General features: G+C 49.7%; 15 protein-coding genes. 7 read left to right on the forward strand and 8 right to left on the reverse strand.

What is annotated here, in order from left to right; genetic code table 11:
- From AC2215_RS02355 to AC2215_RS02365, 3 genes are all read left to right on the forward strand, one after another.
- On the forward strand, positions 1-154 hold a 154-nt coding region (locus tag AC2215_RS02355), incomplete at its 5' end, for a CHAT domain-containing protein (RefSeq protein ID WP_486808357.1).
- A 367-nt stretch (positions 155-521) separates the two neighbouring features.
- Entirely contained in the window at positions 522-1,712 is a 1,191-nt protein-coding gene (locus AC2215_RS02360; RefSeq protein ID WP_486808343.1) for an Rpn family recombination-promoting nuclease/putative transposase, read from the forward strand.
- 139 nt (positions 1,713-1,851) lie between these two features.
- Positions 1,852-2,562: a Uma2 family endonuclease gene (locus tag AC2215_RS02365; protein ID WP_486808344.1), complete on the forward strand. Its 711-nt coding sequence runs from the start codon at positions 1,852-1,854 to the stop codon at positions 2,560-2,562.
- A gap of 129 nt (positions 2,563-2,691) precedes the next feature.
- Here AC2215_RS02365 and AC2215_RS02370 read toward each other — a convergent pair whose 3' ends face one another.
- The 6 genes from AC2215_RS02370 to AC2215_RS02395 form a co-directional block, all read right to left on the reverse strand.
- Positions 2,692-3,522 carry a DUF928 domain-containing protein gene (locus AC2215_RS02370; RefSeq protein ID WP_486808345.1) on the reverse strand — a complete coding sequence of 277 codons (831 nt, stop codon included), beginning with the start codon at positions 3,520-3,522 and terminating at the stop codon, positions 2,692-2,694.
- A 290-nt stretch (positions 3,523-3,812) separates the two neighbouring features.
- Positions 3,813-6,458 (reverse strand): CHASE2 domain-containing protein, encoded by a 2,646-nt coding sequence (locus tag AC2215_RS02375; RefSeq protein WP_486808346.1) that lies wholly within the window; start codon positions 6,456-6,458, stop codon positions 3,813-3,815.
- A 604-nt stretch (positions 6,459-7,062) separates the two neighbouring features.
- Complete coding sequence (locus AC2215_RS02380; protein WP_486808347.1) at positions 7,063-8,607, reverse strand: DUF1822 family protein; 1,545 nt, start codon at positions 8,605-8,607, stop codon at positions 7,063-7,065.
- A gap of 153 nt (positions 8,608-8,760) precedes the next feature.
- Positions 8,761-10,515 carry a hypothetical protein gene (locus tag AC2215_RS02385; RefSeq protein ID WP_486808348.1) on the reverse strand — a complete coding sequence of 585 codons (1,755 nt, stop codon included), beginning with the start codon at positions 10,513-10,515 and terminating at the stop codon, positions 8,761-8,763.
- A gap of 236 nt (positions 10,516-10,751) precedes the next feature.
- Positions 10,752-11,270 (reverse strand): hypothetical protein, encoded by a 519-nt coding sequence (locus AC2215_RS02390; protein WP_486808349.1) that lies wholly within the window; start codon positions 11,268-11,270, stop codon positions 10,752-10,754.
- 17 nt (positions 11,271-11,287) lie between these two features.
- Positions 11,288-11,737: a hypothetical protein gene (locus AC2215_RS02395; protein WP_486808350.1), complete on the reverse strand. Its 450-nt coding sequence runs from the start codon at positions 11,735-11,737 to the stop codon at positions 11,288-11,290.
- A 400-nt stretch (positions 11,738-12,137) separates the two neighbouring features.
- Between AC2215_RS02395 and AC2215_RS02400 the strand changes: the two genes are divergently transcribed.
- Entirely contained in the window at positions 12,138-15,314 is a 3,177-nt protein-coding gene (locus tag AC2215_RS02400; protein ID WP_486808351.1) for a CHAT domain-containing tetratricopeptide repeat protein, read from the forward strand.
- 372 nt (positions 15,315-15,686) lie between these two features.
- On the opposite strand, the gene AC2215_RS02405 is transcribed toward AC2215_RS02400, so the two are convergent.
- Positions 15,687-16,571, reverse strand: coding sequence for a transposase (locus AC2215_RS02405; protein WP_486808352.1), 885 nt, complete (start codon positions 16,569-16,571; stop codon positions 15,687-15,689).
- Between the two features lie 96 nt (positions 16,572-16,667).
- Here AC2215_RS02405 and AC2215_RS02410 point away from each other — a divergent pair, with 96 nt between their 5' ends.
- Positions 16,668-17,033 carry a four helix bundle protein gene (locus AC2215_RS02410; protein ID WP_486808353.1) on the forward strand — a complete coding sequence of 122 codons (366 nt, stop codon included), beginning with the start codon at positions 16,668-16,670 and terminating at the stop codon, positions 17,031-17,033.
- A gap of 88 nt (positions 17,034-17,121) precedes the next feature.
- Here AC2215_RS02410 and AC2215_RS02415 read toward each other — a convergent pair whose 3' ends face one another.
- Positions 17,122-17,367 carry a nucleotidyltransferase family protein gene (locus tag AC2215_RS02415; RefSeq protein ID WP_486808354.1) on the reverse strand — a complete coding sequence of 82 codons (246 nt, stop codon included), beginning with the start codon at positions 17,365-17,367 and terminating at the stop codon, positions 17,122-17,124.
- 877 nt (positions 17,368-18,244) lie between these two features.
- Here AC2215_RS02415 and AC2215_RS02420 point away from each other — a divergent pair.
- Together AC2215_RS02420 and AC2215_RS02425 are read left to right on the forward strand one after the other, a co-directional pair.
- On the forward strand, positions 18,245-20,575 hold the full coding sequence (locus AC2215_RS02420; RefSeq protein ID WP_486808355.1) for a caspase family protein: 2,331 nt from the start codon (positions 18,245-18,247) through the stop codon (positions 20,573-20,575).
- A gap of 165 nt (positions 20,576-20,740) precedes the next feature.
- Positions 20,741-22,900 (forward strand): tetratricopeptide repeat protein (locus AC2215_RS02425; protein ID WP_486808356.1); only part of this gene is annotated, 2,160 nt, incomplete at its 3' end.

A 22,900-nucleotide genomic window follows, 5' to 3' on the forward strand; every position in this document is an offset into this window, starting at 1 on the left:
GCGGTATTACGAAAAGTTGATGCAGGGGATGGGACGAAGCGAGGCGTTGCGTCAGGTGCAGTTGGAGGCGATTTCGCAAGAGGGGAAATATAGTCGTCCTTATTATTGGGCGGCGTTTATTTTGGCGGGGGAGTGGGAGGCGATGGAGAAGTAATAAGTGATAAGTAATAAGTAATAAGTGGAAGGCTTTGGGGAAGAGATAGACAAGGGAGACAAGGGGGACAAGGGAGACAATGTAGGGTCACAAGCATTTGGGCGATTAATTATGGGTAATCGCGAAACTTAACAAATCCAAATGCTTTGCCCTCTTCACCGGACAAGGGAGAGGGGGAAGACACGGGAGACAAAGGAGCTGGGGGAGAGAATTGGAGAAGCTTACAGTATCATCCAACGCTGTACGATGTAGCGATCGCACCTTCCCATTCCCCATTCCCCGTTCCCCGTTCCCTGTTCCCTCTTTTCCTCCAGAGGTCTAATACAATACCAAAACCCATCAGACGACCTTTCCTCTCCTCATATCCATGAAAACAGACACCATTTTCTACAGCCTGTTTCAGGAATTTCCCCGTTTCTTCTTCGAACTCATCCACCGTTCTCCCGACGAAGCCGCAGCCTATGAATTCACCTCCCGCGAAATCAAACAACTGGCGTTTCGCATCGATGGCTTATTCCTACCCAAAACCGACGAACCGAATAAACCGTTCTACCTGGTGGAAGTTCAATTTCAACCCGATGCCGACCTGTATTATCGTATCTTCGGCGAACTTTTCCTCTATCTACGACAATACAAACCCTCCCATCCCTGGCGCGTTGTCGTCCTCTATCCCAGTCGCCGCATCGAAGTCGAACAGCCGCAACAATTCGAGGAACTTCTCAACTGTTCCCGCGTTCGGCGTATTTATTTAGACGAACTCGATACCGCAGCCGAACCCGCTTTGGGAGTCAAAGTTGTTAAACTAGTCATCGAGCCGGAGGAAACGGCAGGAGAACGGGCGCGACAGTTGATAACGCTTGCCCGAGGGCAGCTTTTCGATGCCAACCTGCAACGGGATTTCATCAACCTCATCGAAACCATTATCGTCTACAAACTTCCCCAAAAAAGCCGCGAGGAAATAGCCGCGATGTTAAATTTAAGCGAACTCAAACAAACCCGTTTCTACCAAGAAGTGAAACAAGAAGGCGTTGAGGAAGGACGAGAAGTCGGGGAACGGCAAGCGAAAGTGGATGCAATTCCACGCATGATAACCTTTGGTTTAAATGCGGAGACGATCTCCCAACTCCTCGATCTTCCTCTAGATTTCGTCGTGCAAACTATTACTCAAATAGAACGCCAATCGATGTCTTTTCCCGAACAAAACATCGATACCTTCATCGAACTCTTAACCCAGCAACGAACGCTCTTTTCTCCCGAACAGTTGACTGAGTTAGAGCAGATCGTCGAACCATTAGACGATGATATCGACATCCTCTCGAAAGCAATTTCATCGTGGTCGGAGAATTACCCAGAAATTGAGGCAGCAAAATTTAAATTACTCGAAGTGCTAGGAAGTCAATCTTCTGAAAAAGCTCCCGAAAGCAAGCAAAGAAAAGTTCCCAAATCTAAATCTAATCTCAACAAAAAGACGCTCAGAAATGCGATCGAACAAGGCTCAAAACCTGCCGAATCCCAATCCTCCACAGACGATGCACCAGAAAAAGCAGAAAAAGAATAAATTAATCGCGGCTTATTCCAACAGGCAATTTCTACCATTCGCGGAACGGTAGAAATCTCGATCGCCCGAAAAAGCGATCGCCTACAATAATAAAAATTCCCATCCTTCCCCTGAGTCCCATCGATCGTACGTTATTGCCATGACTCTCGCCCAAACCCCGATCGCCCAAATTCCGCTATTGGAAAATGGCGACCGCCTGACGCGCCAAGAGTTCGAGCGTCGTTACGATGCCATGCCCCAGTGCAAAAAAGCCGAATTAATTGAAGGACAAGTCTACATGGCATCTCCCGTTCGCGCCCGAAAACACGGTCAACCTCACGCAGCCATCATGACCTGGCTGGGAACATATTGGCAGGCTACTCCCGGTGTCGAACTGATGGACAACCCAACGGTGCGCTTGGATGCGGATAACGAACCGCAGCCGGATGCTTGCTTGCGAATCCAGGAAGCGGCTGGAGGACAATCTCACATTTCTGAGGACGATTACATTGAAGGTGCGCCGGAACTGATTGTGGAAGTCGCTGCCAGCAGCGCATCCTACGATTTATACGAGAAAAAGCAGGTGTATCGCCGCAATGGAGTTCGAGAGTATTTGGTGTGGCGGGTGGTGGATGCCACCTTCGATTGGTTCGTACTCGAGGACGGGGTATACGCGAACCTGAATGTAGATGCCGATGGGATACTGCGCAGTCGAGTCTTTCCGGGACTCTGGTTGGCGGTGACGGATTTGTTGGCGGGCAATTGGGCGCAAGTGGTGACTCAACTAAATCTGGGATTGGCGACTCCAGAATATCGAATATTTCAAGAATCGTTAGCGGAGAAATCGTCCATTGATGGTGCATCCGACTGAATTGACACTCCCCCGCGCTATAGCTGGAGTTTACGACGGTGAGTATGTCAACGAACCCTGCTCAGATCCCATACCCAAAACCTAAAACCGTTCCCCATTCCCCGTTCCCTATTCCCCGTTCTCCCAAAATTATGGTGACTCAACCGGATTGAAAGGCAGTGGATGTAATTCTGAATTGACCAGCGGTTCTCGGGCAAGCCATTGCAAGTTTGATAAACTCTCCGGTAAATTCTCCGGAACTGCTAAAGATTCGAGCAGTTCGACCCAAGCTGCGCGAATCTCGATATTTTTAGGTTGAGTGAAATACAGGTCAGCAAGTGTGGCGATCGCATCGTACCAAATTTGATTTTTTCGATAAAGTTGGTATGTCTCGAATGGTTCTAAATCTGGAGAAATCTCGATCGCACTTTCCGATCTTCGTTGTATCCAGACGATGCTCGTTTCATCAGGATTACTGCGATCGGGTGTTTTCTCCCCACAGTAAATCTTGAAAATAATTTGATAGTTTTTGTCGGCTTCCAGAAAATACGGAATCGTTATTTTAATAATCCCAGATTGTTCGATCGACCCAACTTCATATCGAGCTAACGGTCGAAGCACATCATCTCTAATCAAAACTTCAACACCACCAATTTCTTCAAGTTCGTGAGGAAGATAAAAGAATAAGCTAGGCTGTTCTAGCTGAGTAAAATCCGTTCCTCGACCGTAAACTAAAGGCACAACCGTTTTTTCGATATCCAAACAAGATGTGATTGGACGTGAACCTGCTGTCGCACTCGATGGTGGCGTACCTTCTCCACTTGATTGTGGTTCTGGAGAACTATTTTGAAAACTGTAAAAACTCGATCGAATCTTCGGAGTAGCACGAACAAGTGAACCGTTTTCCAGAGCGAAAAACGTTAAAACAGAAAGAGATATAAATCGAAGCTTAAGTTTGAGTAGACACCCGATCGATAACATAAAAACAACCAATCTTTATAACAGAATCAAATTTATAGCGCTTCGGACTAGTTATTTATAAAATTAAAAAAATATTTATTTTTAATACTCTATTTTCCATTTTAAGTTTTCTAGTTAATTACTTTAAAGTCCCCCATTATCAACGAAGTAATTATTACTCACTACTGATTAATTAAAAATCGACCATTTTTAACTAATCGCTTATCACTTATCCATTCCCAATTCTCGATTCTCAAATTATCACTTCTTCCTTATTACTTAAACTTTTCCAACTTATTACTTATTACTTATCACTTATTACTTATCAAAACCGCCGTTCCCACCAAAGCCAATACAGAAGGAACTAGCGGAATCCAACCCCCCTTCGTCAACACAAACCAACAGAATCCGTATAAAACGCCCCCAGAAATCCCGATCGCCAAACCTCGATAAACTGAAACCGACCAGATCGTAACCGCGATTCCACCCGCGAGCGACCAAAAGAAAACCCAAAGCGCATCGCCCCATTGAAACCAATACCATAAAAACGGGCGATTCTCATTCGGATCGATCGCGCTCAAAATTTGACTGACGACATGTCCGTGGACGTAGAGTCCTCGCATCTTACCATAGGGCGTATCGTGAACGTCGGGAACGCTCGCAGCCGTCATCCCAATCAGAACGATCCGTCCCTTTACCCATTCCGGATTGAAGTTCTCCCGATTCTCCAGAACCTCCCGGACGGAAACTTCCTGGGCGAGGCGATCGGTGTTGCGATACCGTAGGATTATCTGGTCGCCCCTGGCATCTAAAGTTTGATAGCCGCCACTGCGCCGTTTCAAACGCTTGGCTGCAACCGAACCAAACCGCCAGCCTTCTGGAATCGAGTCCACTTCAACTCCATTGGCAATGAGATGCCGATAAACTAATTTCCACGCAAAGGATTTATTTGTCGTACAACGAGAAGGCGTATCGATCGGGTTGGGAAGGCGAGATAAGAGGTAGCGGCGGGTGGTTTCGTCCGCCGGGTTGAAATCCGTATCGTAGTACAAATCGGCAAATCCCACTTGCAGTTCGGACACTTCTGGCAGGTGAGCGATACTATTTTTAAGTCCGGTGCCAAAAGTGCAAACCCCAATTAAATCTGGGTTTTGTTGAAACTGTTCTACCAGCGCCGCATACGCCGTCGAATTAACCCCCGAACGACCGGGTACGGGGCCATCGCGAACGATATCCAAACCGATCGCCGAGGGTCGATACCCCTGTAAAGTCTGCAACAGCCGAGCGAGTATCGGATCGGGAAGCGGATGACCGTACTCGCGGATATCTTCCTCATCCACCCCAACTAATAGCAAGCGCGAATCGGCAGATTCAGCCGGAAGCTGTCGCATCAAGCGATCGAACGCCATCAATTCCCACGCTTGTAATTTCCCCCACCATCGCACCCCCATCACTACTCCAGTCACCGCAATGCTAACCGCCACCAGAGCCTGCAACCGCTGCCGCCAAGAGAACGCTGCCGTTTTTGGAGGTCTCGATGGGTGTAGTTCTGGTACGAGATATCCTGGCGCGGGAGACCCTGGTACAGAATTCCCCGATCCAGTTTGTTCTAGCGAGGAATGTCCGGGTACGGAGTGCCCTGGTAGAGAAGACCCTGACGCGGAATATTCTGGTGCGGAACCATCTGCCCGATCGAGTTTCCCAACAGAACCATCGACGGATTCCCCACTCAAACCATCCACCCGATCGAGTTTCCCAACAGAATCATCGATCGATTCCCCAACCCCACCTCGCAACTCCTCCCAAGTCGGCGGAACCTCTGCCGGATGCTGAAATACAATCGGCAATCCCGTCGCCCCCGGCAAATCTACAAACGCCTCCAACCGTTCGCGCGATCGCCGCACCGATGCGTACAAAGACCGTCCCCCGGCATATTCGTGCAGAAACTCCGTCAAAAACGACTGCGCCACCACATCCGGCACGATTTCTTGCATCACCACAATCGCCGGAACCCGCAAATGAGCCAGTCGCTGCGCCAACCCCAACCCATCGCAAGAGTTAAAAATGGCAATTTTCAGCCCGTGGGAAATCGCTTCGCCCACGGCATTCTGGAACTGGTCGATTTCCAAACTCTCATTCTCGTTAATCTCAATTTGCCCCGTCTCCCCATCCGATCCACTGTGGCCGGCAAAAAAGAAGATATCCCAACCCCGTTCGTCCCGCAGAGTTTGAATGAGCGATCGGGCATCGGGAGAGTCCAAAAACTCCACCTCCACCCCTTCAAGCGATCGAATGGCAAGTCGATCGGGTTCCAAATCGATCTGGTGGTTGTTGCCAAACACCGCCAAAATCCGAACCCGATCGCGCCGACTCCCCCCATCGGCTCGAACCGCTTTTTCAAACTCCAGGGGAGCGTAGGCAATTCCCACTTGGGGATGCGCTTGCAACACATCCCACGCAAACCACGGCAGCTTCCAAAGCGCCGGTTCGTTTGCTTGAATCACCACCCGCAACCCATCGGGATTTCGCCCCAACTCCAATTGCAATTGCTCTCGAATTCTTTGCCACTTCGGATCGGGAGACGCTTGCAGCCACACTTGCATGTTGGCAAACAACTTTTGAAACCACTCACGACAGTCGATGACCTCTTCTCGATAAGAACGATGGCTCGAAAAACCCACTTCGGGAATAATATCGTCGTCGTCGTCATCATCCTCCTCTTCAAACGCGCGCAAGTGTCGATCGCGATTGTTGCGATCGCGATTGTATCGACTTGCCACCTGACAAAACGATTCTCGCCAGCACTCGTACAACCCCTTAATGCCCGTATTTTCCGGCAACCGAGCATCCAGGGCAACTTCCGCCGCACCGCCATCTTCTGCCACCTGGAACGAGACTTCCAGACCTTGCCCCGGCGTACCGTTTCGGATTTGTAGAATTGCAATTCTGCCCATCATTAAGTAATAAGTAAGAAGTAAGAAGTAAGAAGTAATAAGTAATAAGTAATAAGTAAGAAGTAATAAGTAATAAGTAATAAGTAGTGAGTAAGAAGTGATAAGTGAGAAGTCGGGAATGGAGAACGATTTTAGATTTTGGGTGTGATGTGTAAGCGTCGATCGGTCATCCAACACTGTCTAGAGCTGAATTATCAATCGAGTAATTATACTAAAATCTAGAGCAGTGCAGCAGAAATAACCGATCGGCTCTCATAGATTAAGGGCGATAATAAGTACTCATTTTTCATTTTTAATTCCGACAAGGCTTTTGAGCTAACTGGATACATCAAGGTTGCTTGGAGGGCCTCCACATCCTTCTACCCTTGGAGATCGGAAGTTTATTACCATGCGACAAATCTGGACAAAAATATTGGTTAGAGTTCCTAAGTTTCCACTTCAGATTCCGGAATAATTACTTATCACTTATTACTCGCCACTTATTACTTATTACTTATTACTTATCAACTTATTGCTCGCCACTTATTACTTATTACTTCTTACTTAAAACTTCCTCCCTCCCAACTTATTACTTATCACTTCTTACTTATTACTTAAAACTTCCCTCCTACACCACAAAAGTTTCCACAATCCCGGCATCACCAAGGGAAACCCGGACTTGGAAACGTTTGCCAGTGCCGATGCTGAAATACTGCGAAATCGCACTATCCTTGCCGCGTCCGGTTTCATCGCTGCGAGATTCTGCCTCCATGCGAACTTTACCCGATGGAGATAACACGCTCAGTTTCAGTTCCGGCGGCAATACCGTTAACTCCCCTGCCGGTTGCACTTCCAGCCAAATCCCCAGCCTCCCATCTATTTTCGGAACGATTGCCACCGAAAGTGCCACTCGATACCCCCCCAGTTGCGCCCCCAAATCGATGAGTCGGGCCCGTTTTACCCCTGCCAGGGGATGATTAGGGGCAACTTTGCCTAAACTTAGTGCCGCTTCCCAGCGCGTTTCTTCCGATCGCGCCGCGTGCAACAATTCCGTTAGCGCCGCCGCCGCCTCCGCAGATCCGACACCAATTTCCCCCAAAACCCCAGCCGCCTTGCAGCGCGTATCTTCAGGTCGATCGGGTTGCAGTAGCTCAATCACCGCAGCGATCGCCTCTGGAGTCGCACTGTTACCCGTATCCGTCTTCCGCCCCAGCTCGGATTTTCGCACCTTTCGAGATCCTCGCACCGGACTGAACTCTCGAGGGGTGAGAATACCTTGGATTTCCTGCCAGCCTTCCTCAAACGATCGCTTCAACCAGTTACTCAAACACACCGATTCTCGGACGAGGGTGGGTTGTCGCAAGTACGCCAGTAAGGCTTCGAGGGAATGCAACGCCTCTGACGGCAGCGCCGCCATCTCCACATCGAGCAATTCTGGATACCGCAGCGCGATTTGTCCCCGTTCCCAATCCAAACGCCGCCAGAGTTGGGGTTCGGCGGGCTGCAATGCCAACAGAAATTCGCGCAACTGACCCCGCGTCCAATCGGGAGTCGGTACGGCGGCTGGCAGGGGAATCTCTTGAGGGTCTAAATAACGACAATCGTACAGCAAGCGATCGAGTTGAGAGTCGAACCAAGCTAAGGGGATATCCTCACTCCAATCGGAGGTGGAAGAGAATGGGTAAGATTCGCCTGTTGCTTGCAGTTGCTCTTGGTACGCTAAAAGTCGATCGCGTCGCAATATCCCCCGCAAAATTGCTTCTTCCTCTTCTTCCAACACTTCGATGGCAACGTAAAAATGCGCTGCGAATTCCGGTAACTCGATCGCCGCTCTGGGAACCGTCACTACTTCATCCGCAAAGCTCTCCATCGCTACTAAACACAGACGAAAATCTCCCACATTTATCGGACTGACCGCATCGATAAAGTTCGCCAATTTAGATTGAAAGAAGGCACAGTCTTGCCAGACTATCGATTTATCTCGCAGCCGAACTTTCAACCATTTTTCCAACGCCAGCACTGCTAATACATTCAGGTAAACTTGCCATTGGCGCGTTTCACTCTCTCGAAGGTTACTTATCTCCCTTGCCCGATCGAAATCATCAGAGTCTAACTCGATCGGTTCGGGAAACATTTCGATTAAATCGCGAGTACAATTTGGAAAATTCATCATTTTTCCCTCTTCAAAATTCTCGAACAACGCCACAATTTTGCAAGTTTCTAATCTCTCCGATACCCCATTCTCTCAAACACCGATAAAATTTCTCGCATCTGAGAGACGCATCTAAGCTACATTCCCCCTTCCCCACTTATTACTCATTACTTATTACTTATTACTTAAAAAGCCCCGAAGTTCTTTCGCATAAACGCTATTGAAAGAACGATTCGTTCCCGCCATAATTTCAGAAGTTGCCTCGTCAAAAATTTCCGCATCGACAAAATCTTCAAGTTGGCGAACCAAATTGCTCAGATAATGTTTCTCCGGCGGAATCCGAGTCAAACCCAAGTCTCGGGCTTTGTCGAGTACGATCCGCACGAGCCGATCGACCGTCCGAAATCGCACTTGAAACAGTAATGCTTTCGGCGAAAAAATACGGCTGACTTTCGACTGATTGGAAATGCCCAGTTCTCGCGCAATCTGTCTTTGAGACAAATTTTGCACGTACAGCATACAAAGACCCCGAGTAAAATCGGCAGCAAACGGTGCGTAACCCCGACTTTGGGAAAGTTCGAGAGTGCGATCGTCAATTCCCTCCTCAATTCCAGAGTGCAAAGCCGACGTGAGTTGTTGGTAGATAAATTCGAGCAGCTCCCGTTGTTCTTGCTGGGACGAATCGACAGTAGAATTGGGATCGGTTAAGTATTCGAGAGAATCCCCCGTCTCCGGGTCGGTACCTTCCAAGGGATTCAACTGCCGATCGCCGGGATGGTTTCGTCGCTTCCAAATTTCATCCTGGCGCAGTCCGTCGGCGATTTTCTTAAGTGCGTCGATAAGAGATTGCGGAGAATCTGGTACGATGCCTTGGGGTTGCAGAAGACCCAAGATTTCTGCCAACTGTTCGGCAGAAGGTGGCGGACAGGGAATTCCCCGACGCGGTTGCATCAGCCAGTCGCGACGATAGACTTCCTGGAAAGCTTCCACCAAAAGGCGATCGCCTTCAGGGAGAGTCTCCAGTTGTCTGGATGTGGCTTTTTTGAGCAGCGACCACGGGGTACTGATATAGATGCTATGTTCGAGTAGCACATTTCTGAGTGCGTCGCTTTGCCGCACGAGCAGATGCGTCCAGCTTTTCAAACTTTTGGAACCATCTTTGAGCTGGTAAGACCCCAAAATTTCCAACGCCAATCCCGTGGCAACTTTTCCACCTACGGTATTACTGAGTTGGTTTCGATCGGGATGGATATTAGAACGATCGAAATTCACACCTTCGGGATTCCCACTATCGGGATTCCCACTATCGAGATTCATACCCTCGGGATTCACACCTTCGGCATATCGCCTTCCTCGTCTTTGCGAAGTACACCCCAATTTCGTATCCATTCCCCGTTCCCCTCTTGCCTCCCTCCTCTTAGGAGGGACTGAGGGAGGTTCCCCCGTTCCCTCCAACCCAAAACCTCGCACCTCGCGATAACCCTCGATCGCTCGGTATTCTTTGCTATTTTCTCCCGGCACCATTAACCTCTCCCCGTTATCGGTGAGAGCAAATGGCAGCAAGTCGTGCAGTAAGCGTTCCGAGGTCAAGTCCCGATTGCTATATTGCCTTGCGATTTGGTGGCAAGCGGCGAGAATGTCGTAGGATACGTAACAGCGCAAACACAATCCCGCGATCGCTCGATGGTTGAGTTCGAGTTCTGGTTCTTCGGGGGAAGAAACAGAAACCTTCGCGCGGAATGCAGATAGCAAAATGGCTTGAATTTCCCGTTCTTGAGCATTGGAGAGTTGCATTTTCGGAGTCAGTTGGGGAAACAGCCGCAAAAAAAACGCCTGCGCCCGATCGCACTGGCATCCCTGAGTGCGGATGCGTCCCCCCTCGATCGTCTCAAATCTCCAAATCGTCCAGTATCTCGATGGCGTAACCATAGTAGTTCTACCCAATTACCTCCATACACCCTCCTCGAACCGTTGAAACCGAGGGAACGTCAAACGCCATCCCAGATTGAGATCGGTATCCGTTTCCGATGAAATCGCGTTCGATCGATAATAACCCTACACCGATCTATAATGTCGGCTCGATCGGACTGATGCAGTTGGGGCGAAGTTAGGGGAAGTCTCATAGCGCTTCGGGAGAGATTCCGATCGCCTCCTTATCGGGCTTGTCACGCTGAAACTAAAGTTGGTTTAAAAAAAACTAGGGTATCCTCTGTGGTAATGTAGCCACTATCTCTGGCATTGGCAATAATTTGATAGAGAAACAGCTTTAACGTCATCACAACCCGATCGCGATCGAGGCTAAACTGTTTTTCTCCAACAGAATAGCCAAAATAACTCAAAGAACAGTCGATCGTTGTACCCTCGGCAGCTAGGTCGATGATGACAGTTTCGCTTTCACAGAAAACTAGGGTAATGCGTTGACCTTTTTCGAGGTTGGCAATTTCTTGAGGAAGATTATCTTCCAAAAGCATACAAATATCTGGATCTAAGAAAACTTGCAAGCGCTCTTCTCCAATTTCTAGAGAAACTGGGCAGTTGCAGTTATAGCAAAATCGGCGAATTCCCAATTCAAATGGAGATAGTTCGTTTAAGGGATCTTCTGGAGGATCGGCATAGGTTTGTAAACATCTGTCGCCTAAATTGATGTTAAATTTTGCCAGTTCGAGTTGTAGGGCTGTATTCATTACCTTAAGCGGCGCAACTAGAGGCGATAGGTGTTGAGAACGGGATATCCGTATCGTAGCGTCCCATCTTGTTTTCTGCCGATGGCAGCTTCGGTTACATCGTCGGTGATGCTTCCATCTGGATGATACACTCGACCAATAGGCTGGGGAAAACCCAGAACGTATCGACCTGGATGCTTCGGTGCGGATTTTTCAGCCAGAACCACTTCTTCGAGATCGAACCACTGTCCTTGGTCTTTGTTTGTACTAGCCGCCCTTCCTTTTAAATATTCGGGTTTGAGTTGAGGCCCATGATGGCGATCGATACGATCGTAAGCTTTTGTCGATTTAGGATTATCCCACTGAGGCTCAGCTCCAGTTCCCGTCCATTCACACTGGCTTCCGACTTGAATCGTTGGGTCTGTTATATCTTGTTCTACAATTTCAACTTCCGGGCTGCGATCGGAAGTCGTATTACTGTCACTCAAGGCGATCGATTTCCTTAGATCGGGATATTCGATTGATGATTATAGCAATCGTAATGAAACGATAAGCTGGCGTGCATCTAAAATGGCTCGATATCTCGATACTTCAAGATTATATAGCGGTTCTCACACTCATGAAGTACAGATTTTCTGGTTTTAGGGAACGGGGAATAGGAAATAAAATTTGGGTGTACCTCAGAAAACTGAGAATTGCTATAGGTCGATCGCCCTTTTCTCAGACGCGCCCGATGTAACGCAATTGCATAAGTCGATCGCCCTGGGTTTTATGAATAGACAGACCCCGATTTGGGAAATTCTCAATCTCGATTATCTCAATGGCAGATAACCGGATTACAATGCTCCCAATCGATCGGGTTCGACAACGGTTATATCGGGAAATGGGATGAATCGACAGATAATTCGACAAATATGGCAACAACTGGGGTTATCGCTGGGATTCATGGTGCTGGCAATTCCGAATGCGTTGGCATCGCCTCTCCTCTGGAGAATCGCCGCCGCACCATCTCCATCGAACCAAGAACCACTTTTAGAAGAATCGTTCTCTCTGGCGCAAGCCCAGAGTCGTAAAGAAGAAGCCGATCGCTTGCTCGAACAAGGAATCGGACAACTTGAAAGCGGTCAGTTTCGAGAGGCGATCGCATCTTCCGAACGAGCATTAGCCATTTATCGGGAAAGTGACATTCGCGAAGCATTTCCCCAGGACAGTCAAGTGGGAGAAGGTAATACCCTGGCGAATTTAGGTAAAGCCTACAATAGCCTCGGCGAATACGAACGTGCCATTGAGTTTCACGAACAAGCTTTAACGATTGCCCGAGGAATTGGCAATCGCTTAGGGGAAGGAAAAGCCCTGGGAAATCTGGGGGTGACTTTCTTTTATCTGGGCGAATACGAACGTGCCATTGAGTTTCACGAACAAGCTTTAGCGATTTCCCGAGAAAGCGGCATTCGCAAAGCGTTTCCCCAGGAAAGTCGCGCCGATGAAGGTCGGACTCTGAAAAATCTAGGCAATGTCTACAATAGCCTCGGAGAATACGAACGAGCCATTGACTTCCACGAGCAAGCTTTAGCCATTGCCCGTGAAATTGGCAGTCGTGCAGAGGAAGGTCGTACCTTAAATGGTTTGGGTAATGCCTACAACAACCTCAGTGACTACGAACGAGCCATTGATTTCTACGAGCAATCCTTAGCTATTGCCCGCGACATCGGCAATCGGGCTGGTGAAGGTATTGCTCTGGGAAATTTGGGTGCTATTTACTTTAACCTCAGTGAATACGAACGAGCCATTGACTTCCACAAACGAGCTTTAGCTATTGCCCGCGAAATTGGAGATCGAGCTGGTGAAGGGATCGTCCTCGGGAATTTGAGTACTGCTTACAGTAGTCTCGGCGAATACAGACAGACCATTGACCTATTCGAGCAATCCCTAACTATCGCTCGCGAAATTGGAGATCGAGCTAGTGAAGGGATCGTCCTCGGGAATTTAGGTGGTGCTTATCTTAAGCTGAGTGAATACAGACAAGCCATTGACCTGTTCGAGCAATCCTTAGTCATTGCCCGCAACATCGGCAATCGAGCGGGAGAAAGTTTTATCCTCGGGAATTTGGGCAAGACATACAGTCGTCTCGGTGAATACAGACAGGCTATTGACCTATTCGAGCAATCCCTAACTATCGCCCGCGAAATCGGAGATCGGGCTGGTGAAAGTCTCGCCTTGTTAAATTTGGGCAATGTATACGATAGCCTCAGCGAGTACAGACAAGCGATTGACTATTACGAGCAATCCTTAGCTATTGCCCGAGACATCGGCGATCGGTTAGGGGAAAGAAGTACCTTGAACAACTTAGGTGTTGCTTATCTTAACCTGAGTGAATACAAACGAGCCATTGAACTGTTCGAGCAATCCCTAACCATCGCTGGCGAAATCAGAGATCGGGCTGGTGAAAGTGCTGCCCTGGGAAATTTGGGTATTCCTTATCATCGTCTCGGTGAATATAGACAGGCGATTGAGTACTACGAGCAATCTCTAACCATTGCTCGCCAACTTGGCGCTCCCGACAGGGAAGGAAATGCTCTCAATAATCTGGGCTTGATGTACCTACTAACTAAACAGCCTACGCTTGCAGAAGATACCTTGACTCAGGCTGTTGATATCTTAGATGCCCTCCGCACCCCTGGTCTCAATGACACTAACAAAATCGCTCTATTTGAAACGCAACAAAATACTTTTAGCCTCCTTCAACAAGCATTCATCGCTCAAGACAAGACCGAAGCTGCCTTAGAAATTGCCGAACGAGGTCGCGCAAGAGCATTTGCCGAGTTGTTAGCTCAACGATTGGCAACAAAGGATGAAGTGGTCAGTATCGAACCGCCCAATCTGGAGGAAATGACCGCCTTTGCCCAGCAGCAGCAAAATACCCTAGTTGAGTATTCCATCATTCCAGATAGTCAAGAGTTTGACCCTGTTCTCTACATCTGGGTCATCTCCTCCGACGGCAACATCACCTTCCGCCAGCAACCCCTCACCAACATCGACCTCAGCACTCTCGTCACCACCACCCGCCAAACCATCGGCGTTCGCGGCAGCCGTAATGTCAGCAATCCCGATAGTGACAGTCGCAATGCAAATGCTCCCTATGCAATTCGAGAAGAAGCCCTCGCACAACTCCAGGCCCAAAGAGATCGCCAACTTACCCAACTCCACGACCTCCTCGTCACCCCCATCGCCAACCTTCTCCCCACCAATCCCGAGGAAAACGTCATCTTCATTCCCCAAGGCGAACTCTTCCTCGTCCCCTTCCCCGCCCTCAAAGACCCCGACGGCAAATACCTCCTGGAAAAACACACCATCCTCACCGCCCCCTCCATCCAAGTCCTGCAACTCACCAACAACATCGCTACCAACCACACCGCCACCAACCGCAATCCCCTCATCGTCGGCAACCCCACCATGCCCACCGTCACTTTCCTTTCCGATGAAGGCAAATTCGAGGATTTCACCCTCTCTCCTCTCTCGGGCGCAGCAACTGAAGCCCGCAACATTGCCAATTTCCTCAACGCCTCCCCTCTCCTCGGCGACGCTGCCACCGAAGCCACCGTCAAACAACAGATTGCCCGTGCCGACTCCATCCACCTGGCCACCCACGGCTTACTCGAATACGGCGACCCCCAGCAAACCGGCAGCCGCGACCTCCCCGGTGCCATTGCCCTAGCTTCCGGTGGCGGCGAAGATGGCCTGCTCACCTCCAGCGAAATCCTGCAACTGGACTTGCAAGCGAACTTAGTCGTCCTGAGTGCCTGCGATACCGGGCGAGGGCGCATCACCGGAGATGGCGTAATCGGGCTGTCTCGTGCCTTCGTCGCCGCCGGAGTTCCCAGCATCGTCGTCTCCCTGTGGTCCGTTCCCGATGCCCCCACCGCCGAGTTGATGCGGGAGTTTTACGCCCAGCTCGATGCGGGACAACCCAAAGCCCAGGCCTTGCGACAGGCCATGCTGACGACGATAGAAACCCATCCCGACCCCAAAGATTGGGCGGCGTTTACGTTGATTGGAGAAAGTTAGGGAAGTAATAAGCTTTGGGGAAGTAATAAGTAATAAGTAATAAGTAATAAGTGGGAAGTTTGAAGTTTGAAGTTTAAAGGTAAGCATTCAGGTCTTGGGGTTGACAACCCCAAGACCTGAATGCTTACATCAAGGGTTTCAGACTTCAATTTTCACCGAAACATTATTACTTACAAATCTCCCACTCTCAACTTATTAGACATCTCCGAAAATCTTAAACCCCTTATCCTGTATAACTTTTGTTGATTTTCTTGGATGGGGATTGCTTCGCATGCTTCAACGATTTCTTAGGGGTTTCGAGCAATTTTTGCAAAACTTTTTGAGTTGGTTCGACGTTCTGATTCGATCGGCTCCGGTCAAACCGGTCTCTTTTCAGGTTAAGATTATATTGCCGATTCGATATCGAACTAATCCAAATATTAGAGAGATAACTGACTCATAATGTCGAGGACTTAGACGGAATCTTTCGGAAGCCACTCGAAAGACTTTACCTAATCGAATCATGTGTTCGACTCGAATTCTTCGCCTTGCTTTTTGACGATTTTCTTCTTTTTGGGTTGATGTAAGTTTTCCTTTTTTCGGTTTTTTATGCGGTGCGGAGATTGTTACCTCTCCGATGTATCCTGCATCCCCTTGAAAACTTTGACTTGAACTAAATTTATGCCGTTGAGATTCCCATAATTTTAGATCGTTGATGGGTCCGGGATACCCCACAACTAAATCGACGAGTTCTCGACCATCTTCCGTAATAACTAATTGATTTTTAAAAGTATGTCCACCTTTGTATCCTGAATAATGTTTTTTCTGTTCTTTCTGGTTCTGAGGTCTTTCTCGATACTGTTGAGAGCTATCTACGATTAATTCTTGCTCTGACAAGATTTCTTCAATCCAAGACCACTCACCCTCTTTTTTTTTTACTTGTTCCATCAAGCTAGCTGGCAGTCGCTCTTGTAAAATCTTCACCCAATAATGAAAAATATCATTGGCAGTCGATTCACTTACTCCAAATTGAATTCCTAAAAACTGAAAGGTGGGATATTGATGTAAGTAAATTAAAGTCAATAGTAACTCTTGCTTGACAGATAAGGAGCGACGGCGACCTCCTCCAGAGCGAATTAGCCGATGTCGAGAACCTTGTTTTTCTTCATGAAGTTTTTGGGCGCTCCTCAGCAAATCCTTCAATTGTGTCTCCGAGATGCCGATTAATCTTTTTGTTTCTTTAGGGTGGCGATCGAGATATTCTTCAAGATTCGTCATGGGCGGCAAAGTCTCGTCACAAAAATAAAATTATACGACATAACAAACGGCAAAAATTATATTCCGGAGATGTCTATTACTTATTACTTAAATTAAGTGAATCAATCTAAAGTTACAATTCAGCAACGGACGGAAAACTTTGCCGTTCGCGTCATCAAAGCATATGCCGAACTAAAAAAAAGAGATTTTGATGATGCTGGCAAAATATTATCCAAGCAATTTCTCCGAAGCGGAACAAGTATTGGAGCTAATTGTGCGGAAGCCCTCTACGCTCAATCGAGAAATGATTTTATCTCTAAATACTCGATCGCTTTAAAAGAAGCCTCAGAAACACAATACTGGATAAAAATAATGATAAAGTCTCAGCTTGTATCCGAAAATAAGTTTTTAATGATGCAACAAGAACTCCTCGAAATCATCAAAATTCTCACGACCACTATCAAAGATTTAAAATCTAAATAGCATCTCTATTCTAGACTCACCTTTCTGAATATTCACCCTAATAACTCTCAATACTAATCTTCACTTATTACTTATTACTTATCACTTATTACTTATCCCTGATGAAGGCATGGATGACATCCTTGAGTACGGGTTCTCGCAAATGCTCTTTCAACGCATCTTCAGTTCCCAAATCCACAGAAGAGTTGAGAATATCTTCCAAATAATACTGCACTTTTAAAAGTTGAAACAGTCCCCCCGGTCGCTCGAACTCAACTAAAAAGTCGATGTCACTATCAGGTCTGGCTTCATCCCGCGCCACAGAACCGAATAAATTTAGAGATTTGACTCCCATTTCTTATAACGGTTTTCGATGTTCGGCAATAATTTCTAGAACCTCATCTCGTTTCATAAGACAATGACCTCCTGAATTGGGTTGTAGACTTTGCGATCGCAGACTGACACTCCACATCCGAAACCTGAAACCCATGCGCCATTCCCCACTTATTACTTATTACTTACTACTTATTACTTAACCATTGATGCGATCGCCCCAACTGCATAAGCCTCCCCTGCCCAAAAATAAGTATAGATAAGCGCTCAAATATTGATGGGCGACAAGTCGGGGTAGTGCCCCCGTGCCAACCCCGTTGTACCAAACCTCAACCCATCATTCTGCACGAAGAAATGTTAACAAACCTCAAATTCCAACCGTTCCCCATCATCGATCGAGACTCCAGAACCGGATTTCTGGCAAAATCGATGCAATCGATACCCCATTTCGTCATTTCGTCTGCCAATCTACCGAACGTTGCCAATCGATCGCTCCCCACCCATGAAATATAGACCCGAAAATCAAAAGACATCTGGAGGAAATAGAGGGAACGGGGAACGGGGGTGAGAATAGATGGTTCAAGCGCGAAAATTGATTGCAATTTTAATTTTCGCGCCTATGTCTAAAAATAAAATCAATTCTCAAACCCAAACCATCCATTCCCCATTTCGAACAAGTGTAGGTTTTTGACAATCGGGCAATTGTCGATCGTAAGAACAACGAAAATTCAAGAGTTTTACCCACCCTGCTCCCCCAGCTTCCCCAGCTTAAATTCACTGTGAGGCTCCCCCTCTCTCCGCGTCCCCGCATCCCCGCGTCACCGCGTCTTCCCCATTCCCCCTTCCCCCTTCCCCCCTCCCCCCTTATTACTTCTTACTTATTACTTATTACTTAACCCATGAAACGCCGCCACTTCCTCCAACTGACCACCTCCACCTTCGCCGCGATCGCCCTCAGCCACATCGACATTCGAGCCGATCGCCTCCACCGCGCCCTCGCCCAATCCACCGGACGCAAACTCGCACTCTTAGTCGGCATCAACCAATACTCCGGTTCCATTAGCCCCCTCAACGGCTGCCTCAATGACGTGCGCCTCCAATACGAACTCCTGGTACACCGCTACGGCTTCGACCCCCAGGATATCGTCATCGTCTCCGATGCCACCCTCAATCTCCCGGCTAAAGAAATCATTACCCCGCCCACCCGACAAGCCATTCTCGATGCCTTTCAAACTCATTTAGGTCAAGCCCAACCGGGGGATGCGGTCATCTTCCACTACTCCGGCCACGGAACCTATATCCGCGACCCCCACCCCATTACTTACGATTCTCAAGCCGATTATCTGGGTTCGGGCAACTACGAGAACTTTAAAGATGACAACGGCAACAACTACAACGGCGCTATCGTCCCCGTCGATTTCCAAGACGGAACCGCCCCCGGCGAAGCCAATGTCATCATGGGCAGTACCATTTTTCTGTTGTGCCACGCCCTGAAAACCGATAACGTCACTCTGGTTTTAGATAGCTGCTATTCCGGAGGCGGCGTGCGGGGAAATTTGGTCTACCGGGCGACCCTGGACGACACCGACTTGATGCCCGCTCGAGTAGAACAAGACTTTCAAGGGCAACTCATCGCCGATTTGGGGCTGACCCGAGAGCAAGTGCAAGAAATGCGTCAGACCGGCATTGCCAAGGGGGTTGCCATGACCTCGGCGCGCGCCACCCAACTTGCAGCCGAAACCAATATTGCCAACTTTAAATCAGGCATTTTCACCTATTTGCTCACCCGCTACCTGTGGCAAACCGCCTCCTCCCGCCCTCTGGGTGACGTTTTCGTGGATTTAGCCCGAATTACCCGCAGCGAAGCGGACGAACTCGGCGGCAGCCAAGACCCGATCTATTTTGCTCGACCCGGTACGACTCTCGATACCCAACCGCCTTACCTGATAAATCCCACTACTCCCGCTGCCGATGCCGTGGTGCGATCGATTCTACCTGACGGAACCCTCGAATTTTGGCTGGGGGGCATGACACCGCGCGGCTTGGAGCAAACGGAGTCGATTTTCGAGCTAATCGATGCGGGAGGAAATGCGATCGCCCAGGTGAAACAAACCCGACGGGATGGCCTGCGGGGTTACGGACAACTCGTCGCCCCAGACGACGCTGAAGAAGCTCAAAACATTACCGTCGAACCGGGAATGCTGATGCGAGAATACATTCGCGGCATTCCCACCGATATTCAACTGCGGGTGGGCCTCCACGAATCCCTGGGGGAAGAGACCGCCCGCGCCCGTCAAATTTTAGCGGGATTCGATCGCGTCGAAGTCATCGAGGAAGTCAACGGAGAAACGGAAACCGACTATCTCCTGGGACGGTTCGACGAAACGGTGCAAGCGGTCGTCGAGGGGCAAAATCGAGGTAATCTCGCCGATGTTTTCACCCTAGAGAACGGCAGTATCGGTCTGTTTGCCAACTCCCTCGACCCCATTCCCACCACCTTCGGTTCTCAATACGAGGAGATGGGACAGGCGTTAGAACGGTTATCGGCGCGCTTGCGGTTGTTGCTGGCGAACCGGGCGATAAAGACGATTCTCAATCCCAATGCGTCCGAGTTGAACGTTGCGGTGGAGGTGATATCGATGCAACGTGGCGGTGTTGGCGGAACCCGAAGCGGTTCTCGATCGGGTGCCAATTTCCAAACCACCCAAATTGCCCAGATGCGGATTGGGGAAGAGATGTCGTTGCGGGTGACGAACAACGAAAACCGTTCCCTTTACGTCGCCGTCATCGCCACCGAACGGGATGGGGATATGTTCGTTTACCATCCCAGTTATTGGGATGCCCCGGAAATCGATGCCGAACTCAGTCCGGGGGAGAGTATCGTCATTCCCAAAGACGATGATGTTTTCTACCTGCCGATTCGGGGACCGGTGGGTTCCTTTGAAGTTCTCGTTATTGCCAGTACCGAGCAACTGCGGGATACGTTGCTGTCTCTCCAGCGCCTTTCAGACCGTTCGATTCGCGGGGGGCAGCTCATTCCCTTTGCCGAAGCAGACGAGCGATCGCGATCGGTTCGAGATAGTGCTTTTAGCATTGTGGCAGACATTCTCGGCGACCTCAACCGTGCCGGCCGCAATGCCAGTGCCGCCCCCGCATTGCGAAATCAATACAATGTCGATACTTCAAAGCTGGCGGCCTTCTCCGTGACGATTGAGGTGAATGAGGCGTAGGCGATCGATTTGCCGGGTTCGATAGAATTCCTCCCCGTCCCTCCGTCTCCTCCAGCTTGCCAACACGATGTCTGTGGTCTGAGATGAACGAGACTGGAGAACTGTATAAGCTCTCTGCGCCGGGAAATATGTATTCTACAGAAGAGAGTGTAGGAGCGATCGAACATGAGGCAGAGTCGAGCTGTGGCAGGTGGAGTGCTGGCGATGCTGCTGGCGATAGGGAGTACGGGACTGCTACCCCGGAGAGCAACCCCCCAACAGTTGGCACAGGTGACACCCGGTTCGGTGACGGGGCAGCTAAATGAGAACAGCCAAATCCTCAATGATGGTAGTTACTACAACATTCATTCCTTTGAGGGGGTAGCAGGGGAAACTATCTCGATCGAAATGGTCAGTGAGGAATTTGACACTTATCTCATCCTCATCGGACCAGAAGGAGAGAAAATTGCTGAAGATGATGATGGGAGTGGTAGTACGAATGCACGAATCGTCGTCACTTTACCCTCAACTGGAACTTATCACATTGTTGCCAATTCCTATGGTGGTGGATCGATCGGTCAATATACCCTTAGTTGGCGATCGACGATGGCTACCGACTTGGCTTTACAGCGAGCCAGTCAACTCAACGAGCAAGCACTCGAACTGTTTCGGCAAGGTCGCTACAGTGAGGCTGAGCCTTTGTTTGAGGAAAGCCTAACGATTCACCGCAATCAGTTAGGAGAACGCCATCCCGATGTCGCCACCAGCCTCAACCACCTGGCAGAAGTCTATCGCGCCCAGGGAAGGTACGCCGAAGCCGAACCCCTCATGCAACTCGCCCTGGAGATTTTCCGGGAGCAGTTGGGAGAACGCCACCCCGATGTCGCTACCAGCTTCAACCAACTACTAGAACTCTATCTAGACCCAGGCGTTGAAGCCAAACCCAGCTACCGACAAGCCTCGGAGATTTTACAGCTCGTTCTGGAGATTCGTCTCGAGCAATTGGGAGAGCGCGATCCCGAGGCGATCGATCGCCTCAACCTACTAGCCGCGCTGTACCGAATCCAGGGAAGGTACGCCGAAGCCGAACCCCTCATGCAGCTTGCCCTCGATATTGGTCGGGAGCACGTAGGAGAGCGCCATCCCGAGACGATCGACAGCCTCGAGAACCTCGCAGAACTTTATCGCACCCAGGGAAGGTACGGTGAAGCCGAACCCCTCTACCAGCAAGCCCTGGAGATTCGCCGGGAGCAGTTGGAAGAGCGCCCTCTAGGTGTCGCCCAAAGCCTCGACTACCTGGCACAGCTCTATCGCGCCCAGGGAAGGTACGCCGAAGCCGAACCCCTCTACCAGCAAGCCCTGGAGATTTTCCGGGAGCACGTAGTCCGGGAGCAACTGGGAGAGCGCCTTCCCGATGTGTTTATGGCTATGAGCCTCAACAACCTGGCCGGGCTGTACCAAGCCCAGGGAAGGTATGGTGAAGCCGAGCCCCTCTACCAGCAAGCCCTGGAGATTTTCCAGGAGCACTGGGGAGAGCGCCATCCCGATGTCGCCACCAACCTCGACAACTTAGGATTGCTCTACCAAGCCCAGGGACGGTACAGCGAAGTCGAACCCCTCTACCAGCAAGCACTGGAGATTCGCCGGGAGCAATGGGGAGAGCGCCATCCCGATGTCGCCACCAGCCTCAATAACCTGGCAATGCTCTACCAAGATCGGGGACGGTACTATGAAGCCGAACCCCTCTACCAGCAAGCCCTGGAGATTCGCCGGGAGCAATTAGGAGAGCGCCATCCCGATGTCGCCACCAGCCTCAACAACCTGGCCAGACTGTACCAAGCCCAGGGAAGGTACGATGAAGCCCTAACCTACTTTCAGGCGGGTCTCAATATTGAAGAACGGAACCTAGACCTCAACCTCGCCACCCTCGCCGATGCCCAGCGCCAAGCCTATGCTGCCACGATTTCAGGCAGCACCAATTGGGCGCTCTCCCTCCACCTACAAACCGCCCCCAACTCCCCCGAAGCTGCCCAACTCGCGCTGACCACTCTGCTACGCCGCAAAGGTCGCATCCTCGATGCCGGAACCAGCAGCCTGCAACTGTTGCGCCAAAACCTCACCCCCGAAGACCAAGAGATTCTAGACCAACTCGCCGATATCCGCCGAGAACTGTCTGCCCTCACCTTCAATCCTCCCGCCAACCTACCACCGGAACAATATCGCGCCCGACTCACCCAACTCGAAACCGAAGCCAACCAACTGGAGACCACCCTTGCTCGCCGCAGCGCCACCTTCCGCGCCCAAACCGAACCTGTAGAAATTGCTGCCATCCAAGCCAAGATTCCC

The sequence above is a fragment of the Zarconia sp. genome, from assembly GCF_057467645.1.